The 20,472-nt window shown below is 63.3% G+C and carries 17 protein-coding genes and 1 tRNA gene; 5 read left to right on the plus strand and 13 right to left on the minus strand.

The window, feature by feature from the left end; genetic code table 11:
- Positions 1-40: 40 nt before the first annotated feature.
- Genes atzF through E0473_RS14135 form a run of 8 tightly spaced genes read right to left on the minus strand, consistent with a single transcriptional unit; the run spans position 41 to position 10,199 of the window.
- Positions 41-1,807: an allophanate hydrolase gene (gene atzF, locus E0473_RS14100; protein ID WP_137681564.1), complete on the minus strand. Its 1,767-nt coding sequence runs from the start codon at positions 1,805-1,807 to the stop codon at positions 41-43.
- Positions 1,804-5,406 (minus strand): urea carboxylase, encoded by a 3,603-nt coding sequence (gene uca, locus E0473_RS14105; protein ID WP_137681565.1) that lies wholly within the window; start codon positions 5,404-5,406, stop codon positions 1,804-1,806. The genes atzF and uca overlap by 4 nt, the downstream gene beginning before the upstream one ends.
- Positions 5,403-6,038 (minus strand): urea amidolyase associated protein UAAP2, encoded by a 636-nt coding sequence (locus tag E0473_RS14110; protein WP_137681566.1) that lies wholly within the window; start codon positions 6,036-6,038, stop codon positions 5,403-5,405. The genes uca and E0473_RS14110 overlap by 4 nt, the downstream gene beginning before the upstream one ends.
- A gap of 20 nt (positions 6,039-6,058) precedes the next feature.
- Positions 6,059-6,895 (minus strand): urea amidolyase associated protein UAAP1, encoded by an 837-nt coding sequence (locus E0473_RS14115; RefSeq protein ID WP_137681567.1) that lies wholly within the window; start codon positions 6,893-6,895, stop codon positions 6,059-6,061.
- A complete protein-coding gene (locus E0473_RS14120) occupies positions 6,892-7,428 on the minus strand; it encodes a CopG family ribbon-helix-helix protein (protein ID WP_137681568.1) in 537 nt (178 codons plus the stop codon). The genes E0473_RS14115 and E0473_RS14120 overlap by 4 nt, the downstream gene beginning before the upstream one ends.
- 12 nt (positions 7,429-7,440) lie before the next feature.
- Positions 7,441-8,259 carry an ABC transporter ATP-binding protein gene (locus E0473_RS14125; protein ID WP_137681569.1) on the minus strand — a complete coding sequence of 273 codons (819 nt, stop codon included), beginning with the start codon at positions 8,257-8,259 and terminating at the stop codon, positions 7,441-7,443.
- Positions 8,256-9,071, minus strand: a complete 816-nt coding sequence (locus tag E0473_RS14130; RefSeq protein ID WP_137681570.1) for an ABC transporter permease — start codon at positions 9,069-9,071, stop codon at positions 8,256-8,258. The genes E0473_RS14125 and E0473_RS14130 overlap by 4 nt, the downstream gene beginning before the upstream one ends.
- Before the next feature lie 42 nt (positions 9,072-9,113).
- Complete coding sequence (locus E0473_RS14135) at positions 9,114-10,199, minus strand: putative urea ABC transporter substrate-binding protein (RefSeq protein ID WP_137681571.1); 1,086 nt, start codon at positions 10,197-10,199, stop codon at positions 9,114-9,116.
- Positions 10,200-10,402: 203 nt separating this feature from the next.
- On the opposite strand from E0473_RS14135, the gene E0473_RS14140 reads away from it, so the two are divergent.
- From E0473_RS14140 to E0473_RS14160, 5 genes are all read left to right on the plus strand, one after another.
- Positions 10,403-11,503: an MBL fold metallo-hydrolase gene (locus E0473_RS14140; protein WP_137681572.1), complete on the plus strand. Its 1,101-nt coding sequence runs from the start codon at positions 10,403-10,405 to the stop codon at positions 11,501-11,503.
- 24 nt (positions 11,504-11,527) lie between these two features.
- Complete coding sequence (locus E0473_RS14145) at positions 11,528-12,532, plus strand: MBL fold metallo-hydrolase (protein WP_137681573.1); 1,005 nt, start codon at positions 11,528-11,530, stop codon at positions 12,530-12,532.
- 31 nt (positions 12,533-12,563) lie between these two features.
- Positions 12,564-13,502, plus strand: coding sequence for a Vgb family protein (locus tag E0473_RS14150; protein WP_137681574.1), 939 nt, complete (start codon positions 12,564-12,566; stop codon positions 13,500-13,502).
- A gap of 440 nt (positions 13,503-13,942) precedes the next feature.
- The gene (locus tag E0473_RS14155) at positions 13,943-14,317 is read left to right on the plus strand and encodes a hypothetical protein (protein WP_137681575.1); all 375 of its coding nucleotides are present in this window, start codon (positions 13,943-13,945) and stop codon (positions 14,315-14,317) included.
- Positions 14,318-14,509: 192 nt separating this feature from the next.
- Positions 14,510-16,933 carry a TonB-dependent receptor gene (locus E0473_RS14160; RefSeq protein WP_137681576.1) on the plus strand — a complete coding sequence of 808 codons (2,424 nt, stop codon included), beginning with the start codon at positions 14,510-14,512 and terminating at the stop codon, positions 16,931-16,933.
- A gap of 206 nt (positions 16,934-17,139) precedes the next feature.
- On the opposite strand, the gene E0473_RS14165 is transcribed toward E0473_RS14160, so the two are convergent.
- The 5 genes from E0473_RS14165 to E0473_RS14185 all read right to left on the minus strand — a co-directional run bounded on the left by E0473_RS14165 (position 17,140) and on the right by E0473_RS14185 (position 20,443).
- The gene (locus tag E0473_RS14165) at positions 17,140-18,723 is read right to left on the minus strand and encodes a tetratricopeptide repeat-containing sulfotransferase family protein (protein WP_137681577.1); all 1,584 of its coding nucleotides are present in this window, start codon (positions 18,721-18,723) and stop codon (positions 17,140-17,142) included.
- 61 nt (positions 18,724-18,784) lie between these two features.
- Positions 18,785-19,141 (minus strand): UrcA family protein, encoded by a 357-nt coding sequence (locus E0473_RS14170; protein ID WP_338325102.1) that lies wholly within the window; start codon positions 19,139-19,141, stop codon positions 18,785-18,787.
- Between the two features lie 100 nt (positions 19,142-19,241).
- Positions 19,242-19,673, minus strand: a complete 432-nt coding sequence (locus tag E0473_RS14175) for a hypothetical protein (protein WP_137681578.1) — start codon at positions 19,671-19,673, stop codon at positions 19,242-19,244.
- 204 nt (positions 19,674-19,877) lie between these two features.
- A tRNA-Gln gene (locus tag E0473_RS14180) sits at positions 19,878-19,951 on the minus strand.
- A 72-nt stretch (positions 19,952-20,023) separates the two neighbouring features.
- Positions 20,024-20,443 carry a DUF2147 domain-containing protein gene (locus E0473_RS14185; protein ID WP_137681579.1) on the minus strand — a complete coding sequence of 140 codons (420 nt, stop codon included), beginning with the start codon at positions 20,441-20,443 and terminating at the stop codon, positions 20,024-20,026.
- Positions 20,444-20,472 lie beyond the last annotated feature (29 nt).

Below are 20,472 nucleotides of genomic sequence, written 5' to 3' on the forward strand. Positions count from 1 at the left end.
AAAATTGACTTTCTGTGATTCAAGCCAAAGCGATCACGGCTTAACCGCGTGTGATATAAGCACGCCAGCCGCCTAAAGCCGTGATATCCTCCGCTCCATCAGTGGCGCGCGGCTCGGCAACGAATCCCTTCACGCTGGTACCGTCGGCAAGCGTCACGGTGCCGATTGCGAGAGGCGCGGGCACTTCGGCGGTGAAGCTGCCGAAGGCGGCGACATCCAGCTCGTAAACCTCGACCGCGATGGCCGCGCCGTCCCCGCTGTAGACCAGCGCGGGCTTTGGCGGGACCGAATCGGCCATAGCATAAAGGCGATAGCTGGGCGCGGTTTCGGTGGCGCAGACGAATGTCGCCTCACGCGAGGTAAGCTGCCAGTGCAGCGGCATGTCCTTGAGGTGCGCGCCGACGACGGCCAGTTTCACGGTTTCCATCTTTCCCTCCATGTCGAGCGGCGGCGGAGCAGGCAGCTCCGCTCCGGCGAGATAGGTCTTTCCGGCCTCGACCAGCGCCAGGTCGCTGCCAGCCGGGCCGATCAGCGTAATGCCGAAGCCGGTGCCATTGGCACGCTGGCCAGCCGGCAGCGCGAGCGCCGCCATGTCGAGCACGTTCACGAAATTGGTGTAAGCTCCGAGGTTCGAGTTGAGCGCGATTGGCGCGGCGGCAAGCTCGCTCACGCGGTAGGTGGTGCCAGTGGTGGGGAAGGCGAGCATCCCGATGTCTTGCCACATTTGCTCGGCCTGCCGTTGCAGCGCGGCGAGGCGATACATGCCGTTGAACAGCGCCACCGCCGAAATGTCCTCCCCCGGCGCGACCACGGTGCGCACGGTGGGGTCGATGGCCACGGGGTTGCTTTTGAGCAGGCTTTCGATGGCGGCGGTGCGCTCGGCCACCCATGGGCCGGAATAGAGCAAGGCCGCCGCTTCGGAGAGGAAGGCGGTGTCGATTTCGACCACATCGCCCCGCCCCGCCAGCCGCTCCAGCGCCTTGTCGTAGAGATATTCCGAGCGGGCATCTCCGAAGAACTGGCGCTGGTGGCGCATGGGCACCCCGATGCGCGTCGAGGGGAGCGTCCGGTCCACCAGTGGCTTCGAATAGGCGTCGCCCGGATCGAACCCGGCGATCACCTGATCGACCAGCGCGGCATCATCGAGCCTGTCGGTAAACACCGAGATACAATCAAGTGTGCGGCAGGCTGGGACCAAGCCTTGCGTGCTCCAGCGCCCCTTGCTCGGCTTCAAGCCGACCAAGTGATTGAACGCGGCAGGCACCCGGCCCGAACCCGCTGTATCGGTGCCGAGGGCAAAGGCCACCAGCCCCGCCGCAACGGCCACCGCCGAACCCGAGCTCGACCCGCCGCTCACGTAAGCGAGGTTCGAGGTGTTGCGCGGAATGCCATAGGGGCTGCGCGTGCCGACAAGCCCGGTGGCGAACTGGTCGAGATTGGTCTTGCCGATACAGATCGCACCCGCCGACAGCAGCTTGCGCACCACCGTTGCCGAATCGTCAGGTTCGTAGGCGAAGTCCGGGCAGGCGGCGGTGGTCATGAAACCAAGGACGTCGATGTTGTCCTTCACCGCGAAAGGCACCCCCGCCAGCGGCAGGTTCTGGCCTGCCGCAATCCGCGCATCGACCGCCTGCGCCGCCGCCAGCAAGGCCGAAGGCTCGGCGCGGCTGATCCACGCTTGCGGCTGGACCTTGTCATAGATCGCGAGCCGTTCCAGCACATCGGCGATCACGTCCTGCGCGGAGGTTTTCCCGGCGTTGACGGCAGCGGCTATGCCCCCCGCGCTCTGGCGTTCTAGCGTTCTCATGCCTCCGCCTCCAGCGCCAGCAACGGCGCGCCGGGAGTGATATTCTGCGCCTCCTCGATGTAAAGCGCGGAGATCGTGCCCGCAGCGGGACTTTCGAGCGGGCATTCCATTTTCATCGCCTCGATCACAGCGATGGTCTGCCCCTCTTCGACCGTGTCGCCCTGCTTGACCAGCAGCTTCCACACGTTGCCGCCAAACGGGGCCTCGACCACCTCGGAGCCCTCGGGCACTTCGACAGCGGGTTCGTCCAGAACCGCGCCCTCTGCATCCTCGACCAGCTCGGACACGCGGGCGAATTCGCCGTTGCGCTCCCACTCGGCGCGTTCGGCGTCGAAGGCGGCCTGGCGGTGCTCCTGGAAGGCCTCGATGGATTCGGCGTTATCGGCGAGGAACTGGCGGTAGTCGGCCAGCCTGAACTCCGACTGCTCGACCTCGATGCTGCGCCGTCCGGCGGGGAAATCGCGCCGCCATTCCTCCAGCTCCTCGGCGCTGACTTCGTAGAATCGGATCTGGTCGAAGAAGCGCAGCAGCCACGGCTTGCCGTCGACGAAGGCGTCGGTCTGGCGATAGGTGTTCCACACCTGAATGGTGCGCCCGAAAAGCTGATAGCCGCCCGGCCCCTCCATCCCATAGATGCACATATAGGCCCCGCCGATGCCGACTACGTTGGGCGGGGTCCAGGTGCGCGCGGGGTTGTACTTGGTCGTCACCAGCCGGTGGCGTGGATCGACCGGCGTGGCGACCGGCGCGCCGAGGTACACATCGCCCAGCCCCATCACCAAATAGCTAGCGTCGAAGACGATGGAGCGCACCGCGTCTTCGTCCTCCAGCCCGTTGATGCGGCGGATGAACTCGATGTTGTCGGGGCACCACGGCGCATCCTTGCGCACGGCAGCGATATACTTCTCGATGGTTTCGAGCGTCGCCGGATCGCGCCAGCTCAGCGGCAAGTGGACGATCCGGGAGGGGATGGTGAAATCGTCGAGCTCGCCCAGCTCCTCTTCCGCCGCCATCAGCGCCGCAAGCGCGGCGGCCTGATCGAGCTGCTTGCCATCGAAGTGCAGCTGCAACGAGCGGATACCGGGCACGATGTCGATCACGCCTGCCAGCCCCTTGGCCTCCAGCACCGTCATCAGCGCGTGAACGCGGATGCGCAGCTCCAGATCGAGCACGATAGGGCCGTACTCCACGAGGATATTGCGGTCGCCCTGCTGGCGGTAGACGGTGCGCGGACGGTGCCCGCTGGCCTCGGTCTCGGCCAGCACCGGCGAAAGGTCGGCCACGGCCTTGCCGCCCTCACCCACCTCGGGCTTGCCGAAGCTCAGTGACGCACGGTTGGCTGCCTCCGCCGTGGCGATATCGACCGGCACGAAGCGCAGGCGGTTGCCCGGCGCGAGCTGGCCAATTTTCCACCGGTCCGCCGCGATCACCACGAAGGGGCAGACGAACCCGCCCAGCGAGGGGCCGTCCGGGCCGAGGATGATCGGCATATCGCCGGTGAAGTCGACCGCACCGATGGCATAGGGGTTGTCGTGAATGTTGGAGGGGTGGAGGCCCGCCTCACCGCCGTCCTTGCGCGCCCATTCGGGCTTGGGGCCGACCAGCCGCACGCCGGTGCGGTTGGAGTTATAGTGCACCTTCCACTCAGCCTCGACCACGCTGGCGATGTCGCTCTCGGTAAAGAAATCGGGCGCGCCGTGGGGGCCGTACATCACGCGGATTTCCCAGCGCTGGCCATAGTCCTCCTGCGCGCCTACGCCCTCGGCCAGCGCCTGATCGACCGGCGCATCGCCAAGGTGCAGCGTGTCGCCTGCGAGCAAACGGCGCGCGGCATGGCCGCCGAACTGGCCCAGTTCGAAGGTCGCGTGGCTATCGAGATAGGGCGCGATATCGAGCCCGCCCGCAAACAGGATATAGCCGCGCATCCCGCCGCCGCTCACGCGGCCAAGCGCCAGCGTCTGCCCCTCGGCAACGTCGAAGGGCACGCCGCGCGTCACCGGCTCGCCATCAAGCTTGGCGCCGAAATCGGCTCCGGTCAGGCACAGCGTTGCGGGGGAGTTGAACTGAAGGGTCGGGCCGGTGAAGGTGACTTCGAGCCCTGCCGTGCCCTCGGGATTGCCCAGCGCCAGATTGCCCATGCGGAACGAGTTATCGTCCATCGGCCCTGACGGCGGCACCCCGATCGACCACAGCCCCTCGCGGCCGGGCCAGTCCTGCACGGTGGTCGCCGTGCCGCCCGACACCACGCGGACCGAACGCGGGCGATATCCCACGGTGTCGAGCATCCGGGTGTAGACCTGACCGCTTGCGAAGCGCTCGTCGCGGACCACTTCGCCCAGCCAGCGCAGGTTGGTCTCGATGCCGTCGATCCGGCTTTCGCCCAGCGCGCTTTGCATGGCCGCGATGGCCGCCTCGCGGCTTTCGGCATGGGTGATAAGCTTGGCGATCATCGGATCGTACCAGGCGCTGACCGTGCTGCCCGCCTCGCACCAGGTGTCCGCGCGGATGTTCGCCGGGAATTGCAGCGCGGTGAGCGTGCCGGTGGTCGGGCGATAGTCGAGCGCCGGGTCTTCGGCATAGACGCGCACCTGCACCGCGTGGCCGTTGGGCTCGGGCGCGGGGCCGTCGAGGAAGGCATAGTCGCCCATCCCGCCGCGCAGCATCCATTCGACGAGGTCGATCCCCATCACCTCTTCGGTGACGCCGTGTTCGACCTGCAGCCGGGTGTTCATTTCGAGGAAGTAGAATTCCTCACGCTCGGCATCGTAGAGGAACTCCACGGTCCCCGCCGAGCGATAGCTGGCCGCCTCGGCCAGCCGCACCGCCGCCGCGAGCAGGCTCTCGCGCACTGCTTGCGGCAGAAGCGGCGCAGGCGCTTCCTCGACCACCTTCTGGTTGCGCCGTTGCAGCGAGCAATCGCGCTCGCCCAGCGCCATGACGCGGCCTTCGCCGTCGCCAAAAATCTGCACCTCGATGTGGCGCGCCTTGGCGATGTAGCGTTCGAGGAACACCCCCGCATCGCCAAAGCTGGCCCCGCCCTGCCGCGCGACCCCGGCAAAACCCTCGCGGACCTCGGCCTCGCTCTGGCAGATGCGCATGCCGATGCCGCCGCCGCCAGCGGTCGCCTTGAGGATGACCGGATAGCCGATGGCATTGGCCGCCGCCGCCGCCTCATCTTCGTCGGTGAGGAGGTTGGTGCCGGGCGCGAGCGGGATCGCGTGTTCTTCCGCCAAGGCGCGCGCGCTGTGCTTGAGGCCGAACACGCGGATATGCTCGGGGCGCGGGCCGACGAAGGCGATGCCTGCCGCTTCGCAGGCCTCGGCGAATTCGGCATTTTCGGCAAGGAACCCGTAGCCCGGATGGATCATCGTCGCGCCGGTTTCCTTGGCGGCGGCGAGGATCGCGGGCACGTTGAGATAGCTTTCCGCCGCCGCTGCCGGGCCGATGCACACGGCGGCATCGGCCTGCGCCACGTGAAGCGATTCCTCGTCGGCCTCGGAATAGACCGCGACCGAGCGCAGCCCCATCTGGCGGACCGTGCGGATGATGCGGGTGGCGATCGCTCCACGGTTGGCGATCAGAACCGTACCCTTGCTCATGCTGCGACGATCATCCGCACCGGGGTGGGGTTGAAGGCGTTGCACGGGTTGTTGATCTGCGGGCAATTCGAAACGACCACGATAATATCCATCTCGGCGCGCAGATCGACCGTGAGGCCGGGCGCGGAAATCCCATCGACAATGCCAAGCGAGCCATCGGCTTCGACTGGCACGTTCATGAAGAAGTTGATGTTGGGCACCATGTCGCGCTTGCCCCGCCCTTCGGTGAGGTTCGCTTCGAGGAAGTTGTCGACACAGGCATGCTGCGCCTTGGTGTGGTGGCCATAACGCAGCGTGTTCGATTCGCAGGAACAGGCGCCGCCGATGGTGTCGTGATAATCGACCGAGGTGCCGGTGATCGTCGCCATCGCCCGCCCCTCGTTCGAGCGCAGCACGCTGCCCTTGCGCAGGAACAGGTTGCCCTGCGCCGAGACGGTGTCCTGCGCGCTGTAGCGCTCCACATCGTCGGCGGCAGAATAGAGCAGGAAGTCGACCGCCTGATTGCCTTCGACATCGACAATGCGCAGCGTCTGCCCGGCAGCAATATGGTGCAGCCAAGGCGCGCGGGCGGGCACGAGTTCGTCGTGAATTATGGTGCCGGAAAGGCCTTCAGTTCCCGGGTCAACAGTCATCTTTGGGCAAACCTTTCCGTTTAACGGCGGTAGTAGTCTTCGACATTCTCGAAGGCGCGCAGGCCCTCGGGCGTGGCGAGGCGAATGGGATCGTCGAGCGGCGTGGTCGCCCCGCGCCAGGCCGTGAGCCGCAGCGGGCTGACGCTCCATGCGTCGCGCGGGTCAAGCACGTGCGGGCAATTGGCGATCACCACGATCACGTCCATTTCGGCGCGCAGCACCACCTGCCGACCACCCTCGAACGGGCCGATCTGCGGGGTGATGGTGCCATCGGGCTCGATGGCCGTGCTTTTGAAGAAGTTCACGCAAGGGTGAACGTCGCGGCGCAGCAGGCCATGTTTGGACGAACCCAGCAACAGCCGGTCGCGCCCGTTGGGATAGGCTCCGCTGTTGCGGCCCTCGCCATACTTCGCCTCATTGGTGGCGGCGTTCGAGGTGCCGCAGAAGGCATCGTGGGTGCCCGCGCTATCGTCCGTGATGCTCATCAGCACCCGGCCCATGTCGCTGAGCAGCAGCTTGCCCTCACCGAGATAGGCGTTCCACTGCACCTTCACCGTGTCGGCCACGTTGAGCCGCTCGGTCGGCATTTCGGCATTGTAGATCAGCAGCGAGGCGCAGGCATCGCCCGCAAGGTCGATCAGCCGCAGGCGCGATCCGCGCGGCAGCTTGCGCGAGGAATACCCCCCGGCGGCGACGGTTTCTTCCCACAGCAGGTCGTCAACCGACACGCCCTCGGGCAGGTCGTCCGCCTCGGGCGGGAGCATCGGCATGGCTTCGACCTTCGTCCCCGCCATGGCGCGGGCATGGTCGCGCGCGGCCAGCGGGTTGGCGAGCGGGCTGGTTGCCGTATCGCTCATGCTGCGGCCCTCCTGCGCTTGCCTTTCTTGACGGGCACGACCTTGGCCGTAGCGGCAGCTTCCGCGCCCTCCTCGAGCAGATCGTCATCGGTATGATCGTGCAGCGGCGGGAGCAGCGCGGTGGTCGAGACGAGCTGCAACTGATGCACGCCGCGAATGCTGCGCAAGGCATCGCACAGTTCCTTCAAACGCACCGCCGGGCCCTGCACCAGCAGAACCTCCAGCGACTGATCCTCTTCCAGAAACACGTGCTGCGAGGAAATCACCTCTTTCAGATAGTCGGTCTGCGTCTTCGCCAGTTGCTGGCGAATGGAGCCGCGATCGCCGCGGTAAACCAATGTAATCGTTCCCGCTATCGTCTCATCGGGGCGGACGTTCGCCTCGTGCGCGACAAGCGCATGGCGGATCAGTTCGGCGATGAGTTGCGAGCGCGAAGGCAGCCCGCGCTCTTCCACCATCGCATCAAGCTGGCGGAACAGTTCGGCGGGCAGGCTCATGCTCAGGCGGGCAAGGCTGGTAGGTTCGGTGGACATCTCTGCCTCTTCTCAATTATTATCGAATCTGTCAATCGTAATACCGGCATCATCCGGCACTATCGACAAAGGGGTTGCGGCGTCGGCTTCGGGCAAGGTCTCTTGCTTGTTGCGTTCGAGCGGGATGTCGTAGACGACCTTGGCACCGTAGCGATGCGGGGCGTGCGGGTCATGCCGCCATTTATCGAGCGTGAGCACCCGTGTACCGAGTTTGAAGGCCTCCCCGATATCGTGCGTGACCATGATCACCGTCAGCTGATAATCAGTCCACAGCCGGGTGATCAGCTGGTGCATATCGTTGCGAATACCCGGATCGAGCGCGCCAAACGGCTCGTCGAGTAGCAAGATCCGCGGCCGCTTGATCAGCGCCTGAGCGATGGCGAGTCGCTGCTGCATCCCGCCCGACATCTGCGCCGGATAGGAATGCATAGCCTCCTTCAGCCCGACCTCCGCCAGCATGGCTTCGGCCTCTTCGCGCGCCTGTCGCCGCGCCGCGCCGGTGAGCTTTGCCAGCAGCGGCGACTGCGCGCATTCCAGGCCGAACATCACGTTGCCCAGCGCGGTGAGGTGCGGGAACACCGAATAGTGCTGGAACACGACGCCGCGATCCGGCCCGCATTCGGGGGGCAGCGGCACGCTGTCGAGCATGAGCGTGCCGCGCGAAGGGGCCTCCTGCCCGAGCGCGAGCCGCAGGAGGCTGCTCTTGCCTGCGCCCGAAGGCCCGATCACCGAGACAAAGGCCCCCTCCTCGATTGTGAGGTTGATCTGCTCGAGCACGATCTTGTCGCCATACTCGACCCAGACGTCCTTGAATGTCAGCAGCGGGGTCATCGGCGGCCTCCATGCGCCCAGGGGAAGGCCTTTCGATTGGTCCAGACTAGGACGAAGTCGATCATCGCGGCAAGCAGCGCAATCCAAGCGACATAGGGCAGGATCACGTCCATCGCCAGATAGCGGCGCACGAGGAAAATGCGGTAGCCGAGCCCGATGTCGGCGGCGATGGCCTCGGCCGAGATCAGGAACACCCAGGCTGGGCCAAGCGACAGCCGCACCGCCTCGATCAGCCGCGGCAAGACCTGCGGCAGGGCCACACGGATCATCAATTGCCAGGTGCTCGCCCCGAGCGTCTGCGCCTTGAGAATCTGTTCGCGCGGAAGGGTCGAAACGTGACCAGCAATATCGCGGATCATGAAGGGTGCGATACCGATCACGATCAGTGCCACCTTGGCCGTTTCGCCGAGGCCAAAGGCAATGAACAGGATCGGCAGCAGTGCAATCGGCGGGATCACTGCAATGCCCGTCACCAGCGTGCCGAAGGTCGCGCGCACCGGCGGGAGTAGGCCTAGCAGCAGCCCCACCAACAGGGCGCTCAGCGTAGAGATGCCCAGCCCGAGGAACAGCCGCTGCAAGCTGGCCAGCGTATCGGCCCAGAACAGCAGCCGCCCCGAAAGCTGGTCGGGCACGAACAGCAGGCCCCACATGGCATCGACCATCGCGCCGGGCAGTGGGAGGATCTTGTCGCTGGGGTTAGCCGCGTGCCGCTCGGCAGCGATCACAAGATAGAGCACCACCAGCAGCACGATCGGGATGGCCCCCATCATCACCGAACGGCTGCGGCTTACATGGCGATTTACCCAGCGCATGGAAACTCCTGATAGCTTGTGCACATTCGCAGAAGGTTCGCCTTAGAGCGCACCGTCGGCGGCCATCTGCATGAAGCTGTCGTCAAAGCGGAGCGTGATGTTGTTGGTGTCGCCGAGCGTCTTGCCGCCGGGGAACGCCATGCCGATCGCATCGGCCGAGCTGGCGCCCTGCCCGAACAGGCCCTGCGCAAAGCTGAAATCACGCACGCGGGTCATGTTCTCGATCAGCGTGGGCGAGCGAGTCGCCTCGACCGCAGCCTTCGGATCGACATAGAGGAAGGTGGTCGCCAGCTGGCCGTCGAACATCTCGGGCGTGGTGCCCGCCAGTTTGGCCATCGCCGCGCGGGCCTGTGCACCGGCTTCGTTCTGCTGCTCCATCAGCGCCAGCGTCTCGTACCAGATACCGGCCAGCGCCTTGCCCAGGTTGGGGTTGGCTTCGACAGTGTCGGTGTCAACCACCAGCAAGTCGAGGATTTCGCCCGGAATATCCTTCGAGCTGAACACGAGGTTCGCATCGGGCTGCTGCATCATCGTTGTGAGCTGCGGGTTCCAGGCCACCGCCGCGGTCACTTGCGGCGAGGTGAAGGCGCTGGCGATATCGGCGTCGGCAGTGTTGACCGTGCGCACGTCGGTCATCGCGAGGCCTTCCTTTTCCAACGCGCGGGCGAGCAGATAGTGCGACACCGAAAGCTCGACCAGATTAACCTGCTGCCCCTTGATCGCGGAAAGCTGATCGCTGCCCTTCAGCAACACGCCGTCGTTACCGTTCGAATAGTCACCCACGATGATCGCGGTGGTATCATGCCCCTGCGCCGCCGGAATGGTGAGCGCGTCCATATTGGCCACGGTCACGCCGTCGAGCTGGCCAGCGGCATACTGAGTCACCGATTCGACATAGTCGTTGACCTGCACGATCTCGATCTCGATACCGTATTTGTCGGCCCACTTCTTCACGATCCCGGCCTGATCGGCATAAGGCCAGGGCATCCACCCGGCGTAAATCGACCAGCCGATCTTGAACGAGGTCTTAGGCTCGGCTGCCTCTTCCCCTCCAGACGAACACGAAGCCAGCAGCAAGGCGCCTGCCATCATCGCGATAGAACCAAGGCGGCGTACAGCACTCATCATCGGCACAACTCCTTTTTCGCACTCGCAGCATTGCCGCAAACGCAAGGCATGTCCAGCGTAAATTATTACTATTGTCATATTGGGTAATATCCATATGCTCGCGGCCAATCAGACGTGACGGCCGCGCGCCTTACGCACCATGAGGGAATGCATCGAAGGCACAGGCATGGCCGCTTATCCGGCGGCGCCAGCAGGAGTTTTCGATGCCGCAGACGCCGCAGTCCAAACCCACATACAATCCCGCGCTATCGGGAAATCCGCAGTCGACGACCTTGCGCAGCTATCCCAACGGCAATCCGGATGGGAGCTATAATCCGCACGGTGTACGCAACACGGATTCGGCGCTTCCGCTCCACCCTGCCGAGCCGGTCGTCCACAATTACGATGCCGAGGGCCCTGCGGCCGGCCGACTGGGCTTCCGCTGGACCTACGGCAGCAACGTCGCCGCCAAGAACCGCGATCCGCGCGTGCAAGTGGTGCAATACAACGAAGATACCTTCGTTATGCGCCAGAACGTCTGCATCGACTGGCAGGCCCCCTTCACCCACCTGCTGTTCGGCAACGAAGCGGCGCTGCTGATCGATACCGGGGCGACCGCAAATGCCGATTACTACCCCTTTCGCGAAACCGTGGATGCGGTGATCGGGCGCTGGGCCGATGCCCGCGGGCGCAAGACCGTGCCGCTGACCATCGCCATGACCAGCGGCGAAGACGTGGCACAAAATCAGGGCCTTGTGCAATTCATGGACCGGCCCGACACCACCATCGTGCCCAAGCCGCTGGGCTTGATGAAGCAGCATTATGGGCTGTCATCGAGCTGGCCAGGCGGCACTGGCACCATCGACCTCGGCGATCGTGCAATCACCGTCATCCCCACGCCGGGAACGCACAAGGACGGGGTCAGCTTCTACGATCCTTATTGCGACATCCTGTTCACCGGCGACTTGCTGTTCCCCGGCTGCATCAACATCAGCAATGAGGGCGATTTCATCACCTCGCTGGAACGCTTGCAGAGCTTTGCGGCGGCCAATCCGGTCGAATGGATTCTTGGCGGACACATCGACATGATGTTCGTTCCCGGCAAGCACTACCCCCGCTTTGCCAGCTACAAGCCCTACGAGCGGGTGCTCGAAATGACGCCTGCCATGATCGACGACGCGCTGGCCAGCGCGCGCGAGGTTCAGGGCCGCGAGGCCAAGTTCATTCGGCCCGATTTCGTCCTGTTTAACGGTGTCAGCCCCGATGCCCGCGCGGGCGAATGGCCAGAGGGCGTGCCCGATATCACCCCGCCCCGGCCTTACTAAGATAGTCGCAGGATACCCAAGCAGATGGATCGTCGCACCTTCCTGTCATACAATGCCGCCGCGGTCGCCGTGCCGACGGCGTTGACCACTTTCAGCAAGGCGGCCAAGGCCGCCACCACCCCGGACCCGATCGACTTCACCAGCAACTTGCCAGCGCCCGGCGGTTTTCCGGACAAGTGGATCTGCGGTTCGGAATCCTTGATGGATAACACCGATCCGCCGGTCCAGGTCCACTGGTACAATGCCCATACCGCGATCCTGCGGCAGAATAAGGCTTACAGCTACGAGGCGCCGTTCGCCCCGCTCTATTTCGGCAACGACCGGGTGCTGCTGCTGGACGAAGGCTTTACCACCTGGCGCAACGACTGGGACCTGCGCGGCGTGGTCGACGAATGCATCAACGATTGGTGCGCACGCAACGGGCGCGATCCGGAGGATATGGAACTGCTGGTCGCCTTCAGCCACCTGCACGCCGATCACTATGCCGCCGTCAACCAGTTCGCCGACCGGCCCAAGACCCGGTATATGGGTCTGACGCATGAAGAAATGGTCGGCTTCTGGGGCATGACCAACTTCCCCGAAGAGCAGGTCACGCTCGATCTGGGCGGGCGCGATATCCTGATCTGGGGCTCACCCGGCCACGTGATCTCCGAATTCGCCTACTACGACAGCTACACCCAGATCCTTTATACCGGCGACATGTTCTACCGCGGCCGCTGCTACATCAGCTTCTGGGAGCCGTGGTTCGAAAGCATGGGGCGGCTGATCGATTTCGTGAACACCCACCCGGTGACCCATGTGATGGGCTGCCACGTGGAGATCAGCAAGGACGGCCAGGACTACCCCTACGGTATGACCTGGCAACCCAACGAAGCGCCCGTGCAGATGACGGTGGAGCAGCTGCGCGAGACGTATGAATTCGCCAAGACGATCACCGAACCGGGCATCTATTTCACCGGCACCGTGTTTCTGTGCAACCAGACGCGCGGCACCACCACTATCGACGTGAACCCCTATCGCTACAGCTGAGCCCCTGGCGGTTCATTTGAGGAGCCTATTCATGAAGAGATCCATCGCCCTTGCCGCTCTGCTGCTCGGCGCCTGTTCCACTGCCGATGCCGATCCCGACGATGGCGAAGCGGCGAATGCGGGCTATGTCGAAGAGGTGATCGAAGTGCCCGACTTTGCCGACTTCCTGCTGGTCGACGGCAACACAGTCTGGACCACCAACAAGGGCCGGATCGAGCAGTGGTCGACCATGGGCAAGGTGACATCGGTCGAGGTGCCGCGCCCCTGCGGCACGATGGCCATGGCAGCCGAATCGCTGTGGGTCGGCAATTGCGACGGCGGCGAGCTGTACCGGGTCGATCCGCGCACCGGTGAGGTGCTCGAAAAGATCCCCGCCGGTATCGGCCCGAGCGGCGAGCAGAACGTGGTGGCGGGCGCAGGATCGGTCTGGGCGCCGAACCAGGCTGATGGCACCATCTCGCGCATCGACCCTGAAACGAATACCGTGATCGCCAGCATCCCGGTTGCCGCTGGCACCACCTATCTGGCCTATGGCTTCGACGCGCTGTGGGCGGCGAGCGGCGAAGGCGGCACCATGCAGCGGATCAACCCCGAGACGAACGAGGTCACCGACACGATCGAGCTGGGCGACACCCCCGGTTTCCTCGTCGCGGGCGAAGGCATGGTGTGGATTCAGGAACAGGGCGACGGCACGCTGGCCCGGATCGATCCGGAAACACGCGAGGTGGTCGGTCGCACCAAGGTTGGCGACAACCTCAAGTGGGGCGATATCGACACCGGCGAAGGCAAGGTGTTCCTGCGCACCACCGACGATCAGACCTTCGTGGTGATCGACGCCGCCACTGCCGAGGTGGTCGCGCGCGTCGGCCGGGCCGAGGGCAGCGGAGCCTTGCGCTATACGCCCGAAGGCATCTGGACCAGCGCGCACGACGTCCATTCGCTGACATGGTGGACGCCGGGCAAAGACTAAGCCCGCCGCGTCCAATTATCCGCAAGGCCAAGGCGATGAGCAGCAGTCCTGCGCGGATTGCAGCTCATCGCCTTGCTGCGTCGTGGGCCGGGAAGACCGTGGCCGGGGGCGCGGTGTTAACCAAGGCACAGACCGATTCGCCCACGCCTAAGCCCGACCTGTGGCATCTCGATTACACTTCGAGTCGATTACACTTCGAGCACATTGTAGCGATATCCATTTTAAGATTCCGCGACAAATTTCCATTACGCGACTTATATCATCAGGTTTTCCAACGTTTTCGAAGGAAACCCAAACCATGCTGCACAACAGCATTAATACTCTTGACCGATTAAGTAATATCTATAGCCTGCATCGCATCGCAGCATAGAACTGCGAAAAGTTCGGAGCGGAGGATCTGCAACTGGAGGCCGAATGGCTGCCATTTTTGGAGATTGTCTATGGAGCGAGCGACGAACAGCCAGACCGGGGGCGAAGCCACCCTGACGGCAGTTACGCTCGACGCCGACACTCCGACCGCGCTCGAAGGTTTCGCCAGCCGCATCAAGCTTGCGCTAATCAACGCTGTGCCGCTGGCAACACTGCTGGCCGTGGTCGCCTTCTGGCTATTGGCTCCGCGCTCCTTCACCACCAGCGAATGGAGCCTGGTTATCGTCACCAGTGCTATCACCCTTTTCATCCTCGGTCTGGAATTCGTGCTCGAACGGCACCCGGGCTGGCGGCTGAGCATCTATGAGCAATTCATGTTCCCGTTCCAGCCGCTGCTCGACGAGGCCAGCGCTGCGCGGGCGAAAACCGCCGACGCAGACGGCTAATCCAGCAAGGCAGGGGAGCAAACGGCCTACCAGAAATCGGGACTGCAAACGCACAGCGGCAAGCAACGGCCATCGCGGTTCCAACAGGGAAGAACCGCCAGCCAGCGCCACGCCACGACAATTTGAAACACTCAGGTTTCGGCGCGCTCCGGAGCCCGGACGAACACAACCAAAAGCATGAGGGATTGCACGATGAAACAATGCTCCAAAATCAAGCTGAAGCTGATGGTGGCCACCGCCATAACGGGCACCGCGACCGTTGCCACGCCGGCTTTCGCGCAGGAAATTTCGGCGGCGACGACCAGTGACGCAATCGTTGTCACCGCGACGCGCCGCGCGACCACGCTGATGGACACGCCTATCAACATCACCGCGCTTTCGAGCGAAGAGCTTGAGCGGCAGCAGGTCGAAGACATCCGCGACATCGCCGATTTCACCCCCGGCATGACCGTCTCCGACACCGGAGCGGGATCAACCGGCACGATCGTGCTGCGCGGCCTGAGCGCCTCCGACGTCGGCGCCGGCGGCTCCCTCTACGACAACGCCATGGGCATCTACCTCGGCGAAGTGCCGATGTACTACGACTTCAAGTTCATTGACATCGACCGCGTCGAAACGCTGCTCGGCCCGCAGGGCACGCTGTATGGCCTCGGCACGCTCGCGGGTGCGATCCGGTATATTCCTAATCGCCCCAATCTCGATCGCTTCGAAGGCGAGGTTAACGGCGGCCTGTCGCTCAAGGCACACGGTGACGACGTTGGCTTCAAGACCGGCGGAGTGATCAACGTTCCGATCATGCGCGATCACATCGCCTTCCGGTCAGCGACCGAATACACCTTCGATCCGGGCTTTATCGATTATCCGCTGCTGGTGCAGGAGCCGGGCATCTCGCTCCCGCAGCCGGGCGGCCTGAACAACCCCAACTATTCCCCGGAACAGTACGATGCCAACCTCTACCGCCGCGACAACCTCAACTACGAGCGCACGGTAACCACGCGAAATCAGCTGTTGGTCGCGCCGAGCGACGATCTCAGCTTCAACTTCACCTATGCTTTCCAGCAAACCAAGACCGAAGGTTCGCAGACCAACAGCTTCGGCGTGATGGGCACTGGCCTATTCGAGAATGCGAGCCGCTTCGCCGAGCCAGTCGATCGCTACGCGCACTTGGCCAGCCTCGAGGTCAACGCCAACATTGCGGACGTCGTCGATTTGGTAGCAACGGCCGCCTATACGGTGAGCAAATTCACTAGCATGACCGATAACACCGATCTGTTGCTTGATCTTGACTTCGGTTACGAAAGCTATCCAGCTTTCGCTTCCTTCAACGATTCCGAGCGGGTGCGCAAACAGCACAACGTAGAGGTTCGCTTTGTCTCGGCTCACGGTGGCCCAGTTAACTGGGTAATCGGCGGCTTTTTCAACAAGAATAACTACCAGAGCGACTACTCAGAACTCACTCCGAACCACCCGTGGTGTGACCAGGCAACCAATCCTGAGTGCCTCGAATACGTGAGCTTCATCACGTCCGAGGTGAAGGAGAAGGCGGTGTTTGGCGAAGCGACACTACAAATCATCCCGCAGTGGCAGGTCACCGCCGGTGCACGCTACTTCAACTATGACTCGGAAATCCTGGGTGCGTCGACTCTTCCGTTGCTCGGTCAGCCCTTCAGCCCTTACGACCGTACCGCCGGCGGCGGCGAGAACGGCGAAGATGGCTGGGTGTGGAAGTTCAACACATCGTTCGACGTCTCCGACGAGTTGATGTTCTACGGAACCTACTCGAAGGGCTATCGTATCGGAGGGCCGAACAGAGTTGCTCCCTGCCTCGAAGGAACGCCGACCGATCCCAAGGAGTATGAAGGGCCCCAGCTCATCTGCGCCCTGCCGAACGAAATCCAGTATGCACCGGATTCGACCAAGAACCTCGAAATCGGCACCCGGCTGGAGTTGTTCAATCGTCGCTTGAACCTGAACCTGGCCTACTTCCACATTGATTGGGAAAGCATACAGTTGGACACGGTCACGGTTTATGGTGGGAACGGCGTCACCATCAACGGCGGCAAGGCTCTTTCGGAGGGCATAGAGGCAACCTTCCAGGCACGCCCCATCCCCGAGCTAAGCATCCAGGGCAGCTTCGCCTATGTTGATGCCCACCTGACCGAGGGCGTTCCCAACGTCATTGCCACCAACAGCCCGGCCGGAACCTATCCTAGCGCACCGGAAAGAACCGCTGCGCTGCCAGGCGATCGCCTCCCCGGTTCGGCCAAGCACTCTGGCTCGCTGGGCGCGACCTATATATTGCCCGTCGGTGATAACGATCTGGTGCTGAACTGGACCGCAACCTATCGCGGCAACGTGGTTTCGCGGCTTGGCTGGGATCGCGCATCCGGCACGGTCATTCCGAGCTACACCCTGCACCGCGCATCAGTTGCGTACGAGATGGATAATTACACCTTCCGCCTCTACGCCAACAATATCTTTGACAAGTATGCGGTGGTCTCAACTGGCAATAACCTGTCGCAGACCGGCTACAACGACGGCATCTTGCTGCGCTATTATCGCCAGGCCGTGCTGAATCCGCGCACTGTCGGGATCGAAGCCAGCATGAAGTTCTGAGTTGAGCCACAAATTTCCTCGCGGGCGGGGCGTCTGTCATCAGTGACAGTCGCCCCGCTTGCGTTGAGGCTATAACGGGATGACATAGCATAGACGCACAAAGCCATTCCCCCATCGGGAAGCGTTGGGATGGGACTTCCACGCCAGCGTCGCGCCCTCACCCCCGGCCCCTCCTCCAGGGAGGTGAGCAAGTTGCGTCAGCCTAACTAATCGCTTTTCCAAGCCGCTTCCGGGTCGATCCCCTGCGCCGCCAGCCACGCGCGCGCGGGTTCCAGCGCCTCGGCATGGGTGCGCCACTTGCCGATGGCATCGGCATTGAGCGGGCGACGCACCTGCGCCGCGCTGGGGGTTGCCACCGCCGCGCGGTTCTCATGGAAGGCGAGGCAAGCCGGATCCCACTCAAGCCCGCAATGTGCGAGCAAGCGGCGCGTCTGCCGCTCCTGATCGGCCACCAGTTGCTCGTAGCCCAGTTGCAGGATGCGGCCTGGCATCAGCTCTTCCCACATGCGCATCAGCCGGTCGAACCGGGCATAATAGCGCGCGGTATCGAGCAGATCGTAGGAGTAGGCGTAATAGGCCGATTGGCTGGCAAACAGGTTCTTATAGTTGCTCCAGATCGTATCCATCGGCTGCCGCCGCAGGCACACGATCCGCGCTTCGGGCAAGGCGCGCGCGATATGTCCGGCATAGAGAAAGTTGGCGGGAAGCTTGTCGATGAAGCGGGGCGAGCCTTGCGGGCGCTGATGCTCCGCCTGAGCGAGATAGGCCTGGCCGATAGCCGCTGCATCGCTAGAACCGCTGGCCGCGACCGTCTCGGCGTCGATCACCTGGTGCGAGCGCGTCTGCGCAAGCCGCTTCACCGCCACCGGCATGGCCTGCAACTCTCCTGCCGAGCCGACTTCGGGATGCGAGGACAGGATCCGGTCAACCAGCGTGGTGCCGGTGCGCGGCATCCCGATCACGAAGATCGGTGCCTGCGCGGGATCGCCCGTGCTGGTGAACAAGGCACCCTCCCCCTTGCGGAACAGCTGCTCAAGCGCATCGAACACCGCCTGGTCCTGCGCGAAGTCATATCCGATGGTGCGCTTGTGCTCGTCGTTGGCGGCCTTCAGGAAGGTGAAAGAGCGCGCATCGCCAAGGTCCTCCAGCTCCTTTGCCAGAGCATAGCGAATGCGCAGTCGATCATCGGGGCTGTTCGCTTCGGCCAGCGCCGCCTCCAACCGGGGGACATGATGGTTGTCCGCAGTATGCCGCGACAACAAGGCCAGCGCATAATGCACCCGCGCATTGACCGGATCTTCGCCGAGAATCTCTTCGTAAAGCGCCCTCGCCTCATCGACCTTGCCGGTGAAGCCGCAGGCCGCTGCTAGGTTATAGCGATAGTCCTGATTAGCGGGGGCCTTGGCAACCGCAGCGCGGAAAGGCGCAAGCGATCCCTCGTGGTCGCCCAGCCGGGTAAAGACGCAGCCGATCGTGTCGAGCGTGATCGCCTCTTCCGGATTAAGGTCGTATGCCGCGCGCGCCGCCCTTGCGGCATCACCTTCGCGGTGAAGCAGGCTCAGCACCCGCGCCAGTTGCGCCAGATGTTCTGCCCGGGGTCCGCGCTGCACCGCTGCTTCAAGCAAGGCCAGCGCATTTGCCATGTCGCCGATTTCCGCCGCTACAATTCCCAGCAGGAAGTAGCCGGTCGGCTTGCTCTGATCTTGGAGTACCAGTTCTTTCGCTGCCGCCGAAGCAGTCGCAAAATCGCCCTGTTTGAGGGATTTTCTGGCTTTGGATTCGAGGCTCATGCGAGCCTCATGCCGCCTCTGGCCCGCCCGCTCAAGAGGCGGGCAAAGAGGCTTTTGGCACTCAGCGATTCATCGCCAGCTGCACCGGAGCTGCATCTTCCGAACGCGCGGCAGCGAGACGAGTCTCGATCTGATCGCGGATTTGGGCATGAACGCGGGTGCGGCATTCGCGTGCATTGGCTGCGGCTTGCAGGTGCACGGTGTCGAGACCTTCGCCGCAGACGGCGCGCGCGGCAGCGTCCATGCGGATCGCAAGGCGGTTTTGACCGTCGACCGTGGCAAGGTTCAGCCCGTCGAGGCGCAGCGTGGCCGACGAAGCGGTGAACGGGTCGGCATTGGTGGTATCGGAAGCGGTATTTGCCAAAGCCGGCGTCGCCAGGGCGACTGCGGCCACGGCCATGAGGCCTGCCTTCATCATCGTAATCTCCTGTGTCCAATGACGCCGATCTTTGTCGGCTCTCGGCGCATCTAGGACTTTGCACGATGTCACGCAAGAAGTGGCAGGAAGATTGCGGCAATCAGGAAGCGGTGACGCGGATCACTTCAAGTTCGGTGGTATCGCCGAGCAATCCTATGGGCAGCCGAGCGTAGTTGCGGCTTTCGCGGCTGGCGCTCGGATGTCGCAGCGTCACCTCCAGTCTGCGGGCACCATCCCCCGCAATCTGCCTCACCATGTGCATTGGCAAGGTGACACGCCAGCTCTCACCGCCATCGACCGCCATCGGCTGGCCATTGATCGCAACCATCGTGCCGACACTATCCCGATGCCCCTCGATCCGCAGACAACTGTGCTCCCCGCAGGTTACAAGTCGGGTTGTCGGTATGTCGTGACCGGCGGCAGGGGATGCGAGGGCGGCTCCGGCAGAAAGCAGCACTACGCAGGATATCTTCACCAAGCCTCCGAAAGCAAACTTACGAAGCTGGAAACCATCACGAAAATTGGCAAACATAACGAATCTCCAATCAGCGCACGCCAATAGGCAGCGCAATACGACGAGATTCCTGCGAACTTTGTTTGTTTTCTGACGGGCAGCTTAGGCATAACGGTGCGATCGTCAAGCGCCGAGGTGGACCATCGGCGCACGAAAGACGCCGAGCACGGCTCGACAATCCGCTCCGCAGACCAGTGCTAATCAGGTGATGGAAGGGAAAACTGGATGCCCCGCAAGGATTCGAACCTTGATTGACGGAGTCAGAGTCCGCTCTCTTACCATTAGAGGACGGGGCAACGCAGGGGCGCGCCTCTATCGCGGGCGCTCCGCATAATCAAGGGGGTTTGCGCAGCGAATTTGCATCAGCGCTATTTGGCGGGCCAGATGCGCTTGCGGCAGAACGGGCCGAGGCACCCCTCCACCTCAAGCGCCCCATTCGATCCGGCGCGCACCACCGAGCGATAGGTGTTGCCGTCCTCCGGGTTGTAGACTTCACCCCGCCAGGCTCCATCGCGCCATTGCAGGCCGCTCAGCAGCGTCAGGCCGAGGATGGGGCGGTCGCGCAGCGCGGGATTCTCATTATGTGCATCATGGTCCGGTTCACCGGGTTTGCGCCGGATGATACGGCTGATCTTGCCGCACCGCGCCTGCCCGCAAGGAGCCACGGTGATCTCCACATAACCCCCGGAATCGATGTAAACCCCATCGATCGCATCGACAGCAAGCGCGGGCGAGGCGGCGAAAGCGAGGGCGAAAGGCGCAAGAAGCGCAAGTTTGCGAACGGTCATCCTCGCAAGAAGCACTCGCGAAGATGAAC

Origin of the sequence: Aurantiacibacter suaedae, from assembly GCF_005434915.1 — a bacterium.
In the GTDB taxonomy this organism is placed as follows: domain Bacteria; phylum Pseudomonadota; class Alphaproteobacteria; order Sphingomonadales; family Sphingomonadaceae; genus Alteraurantiacibacter; species Alteraurantiacibacter suaedae.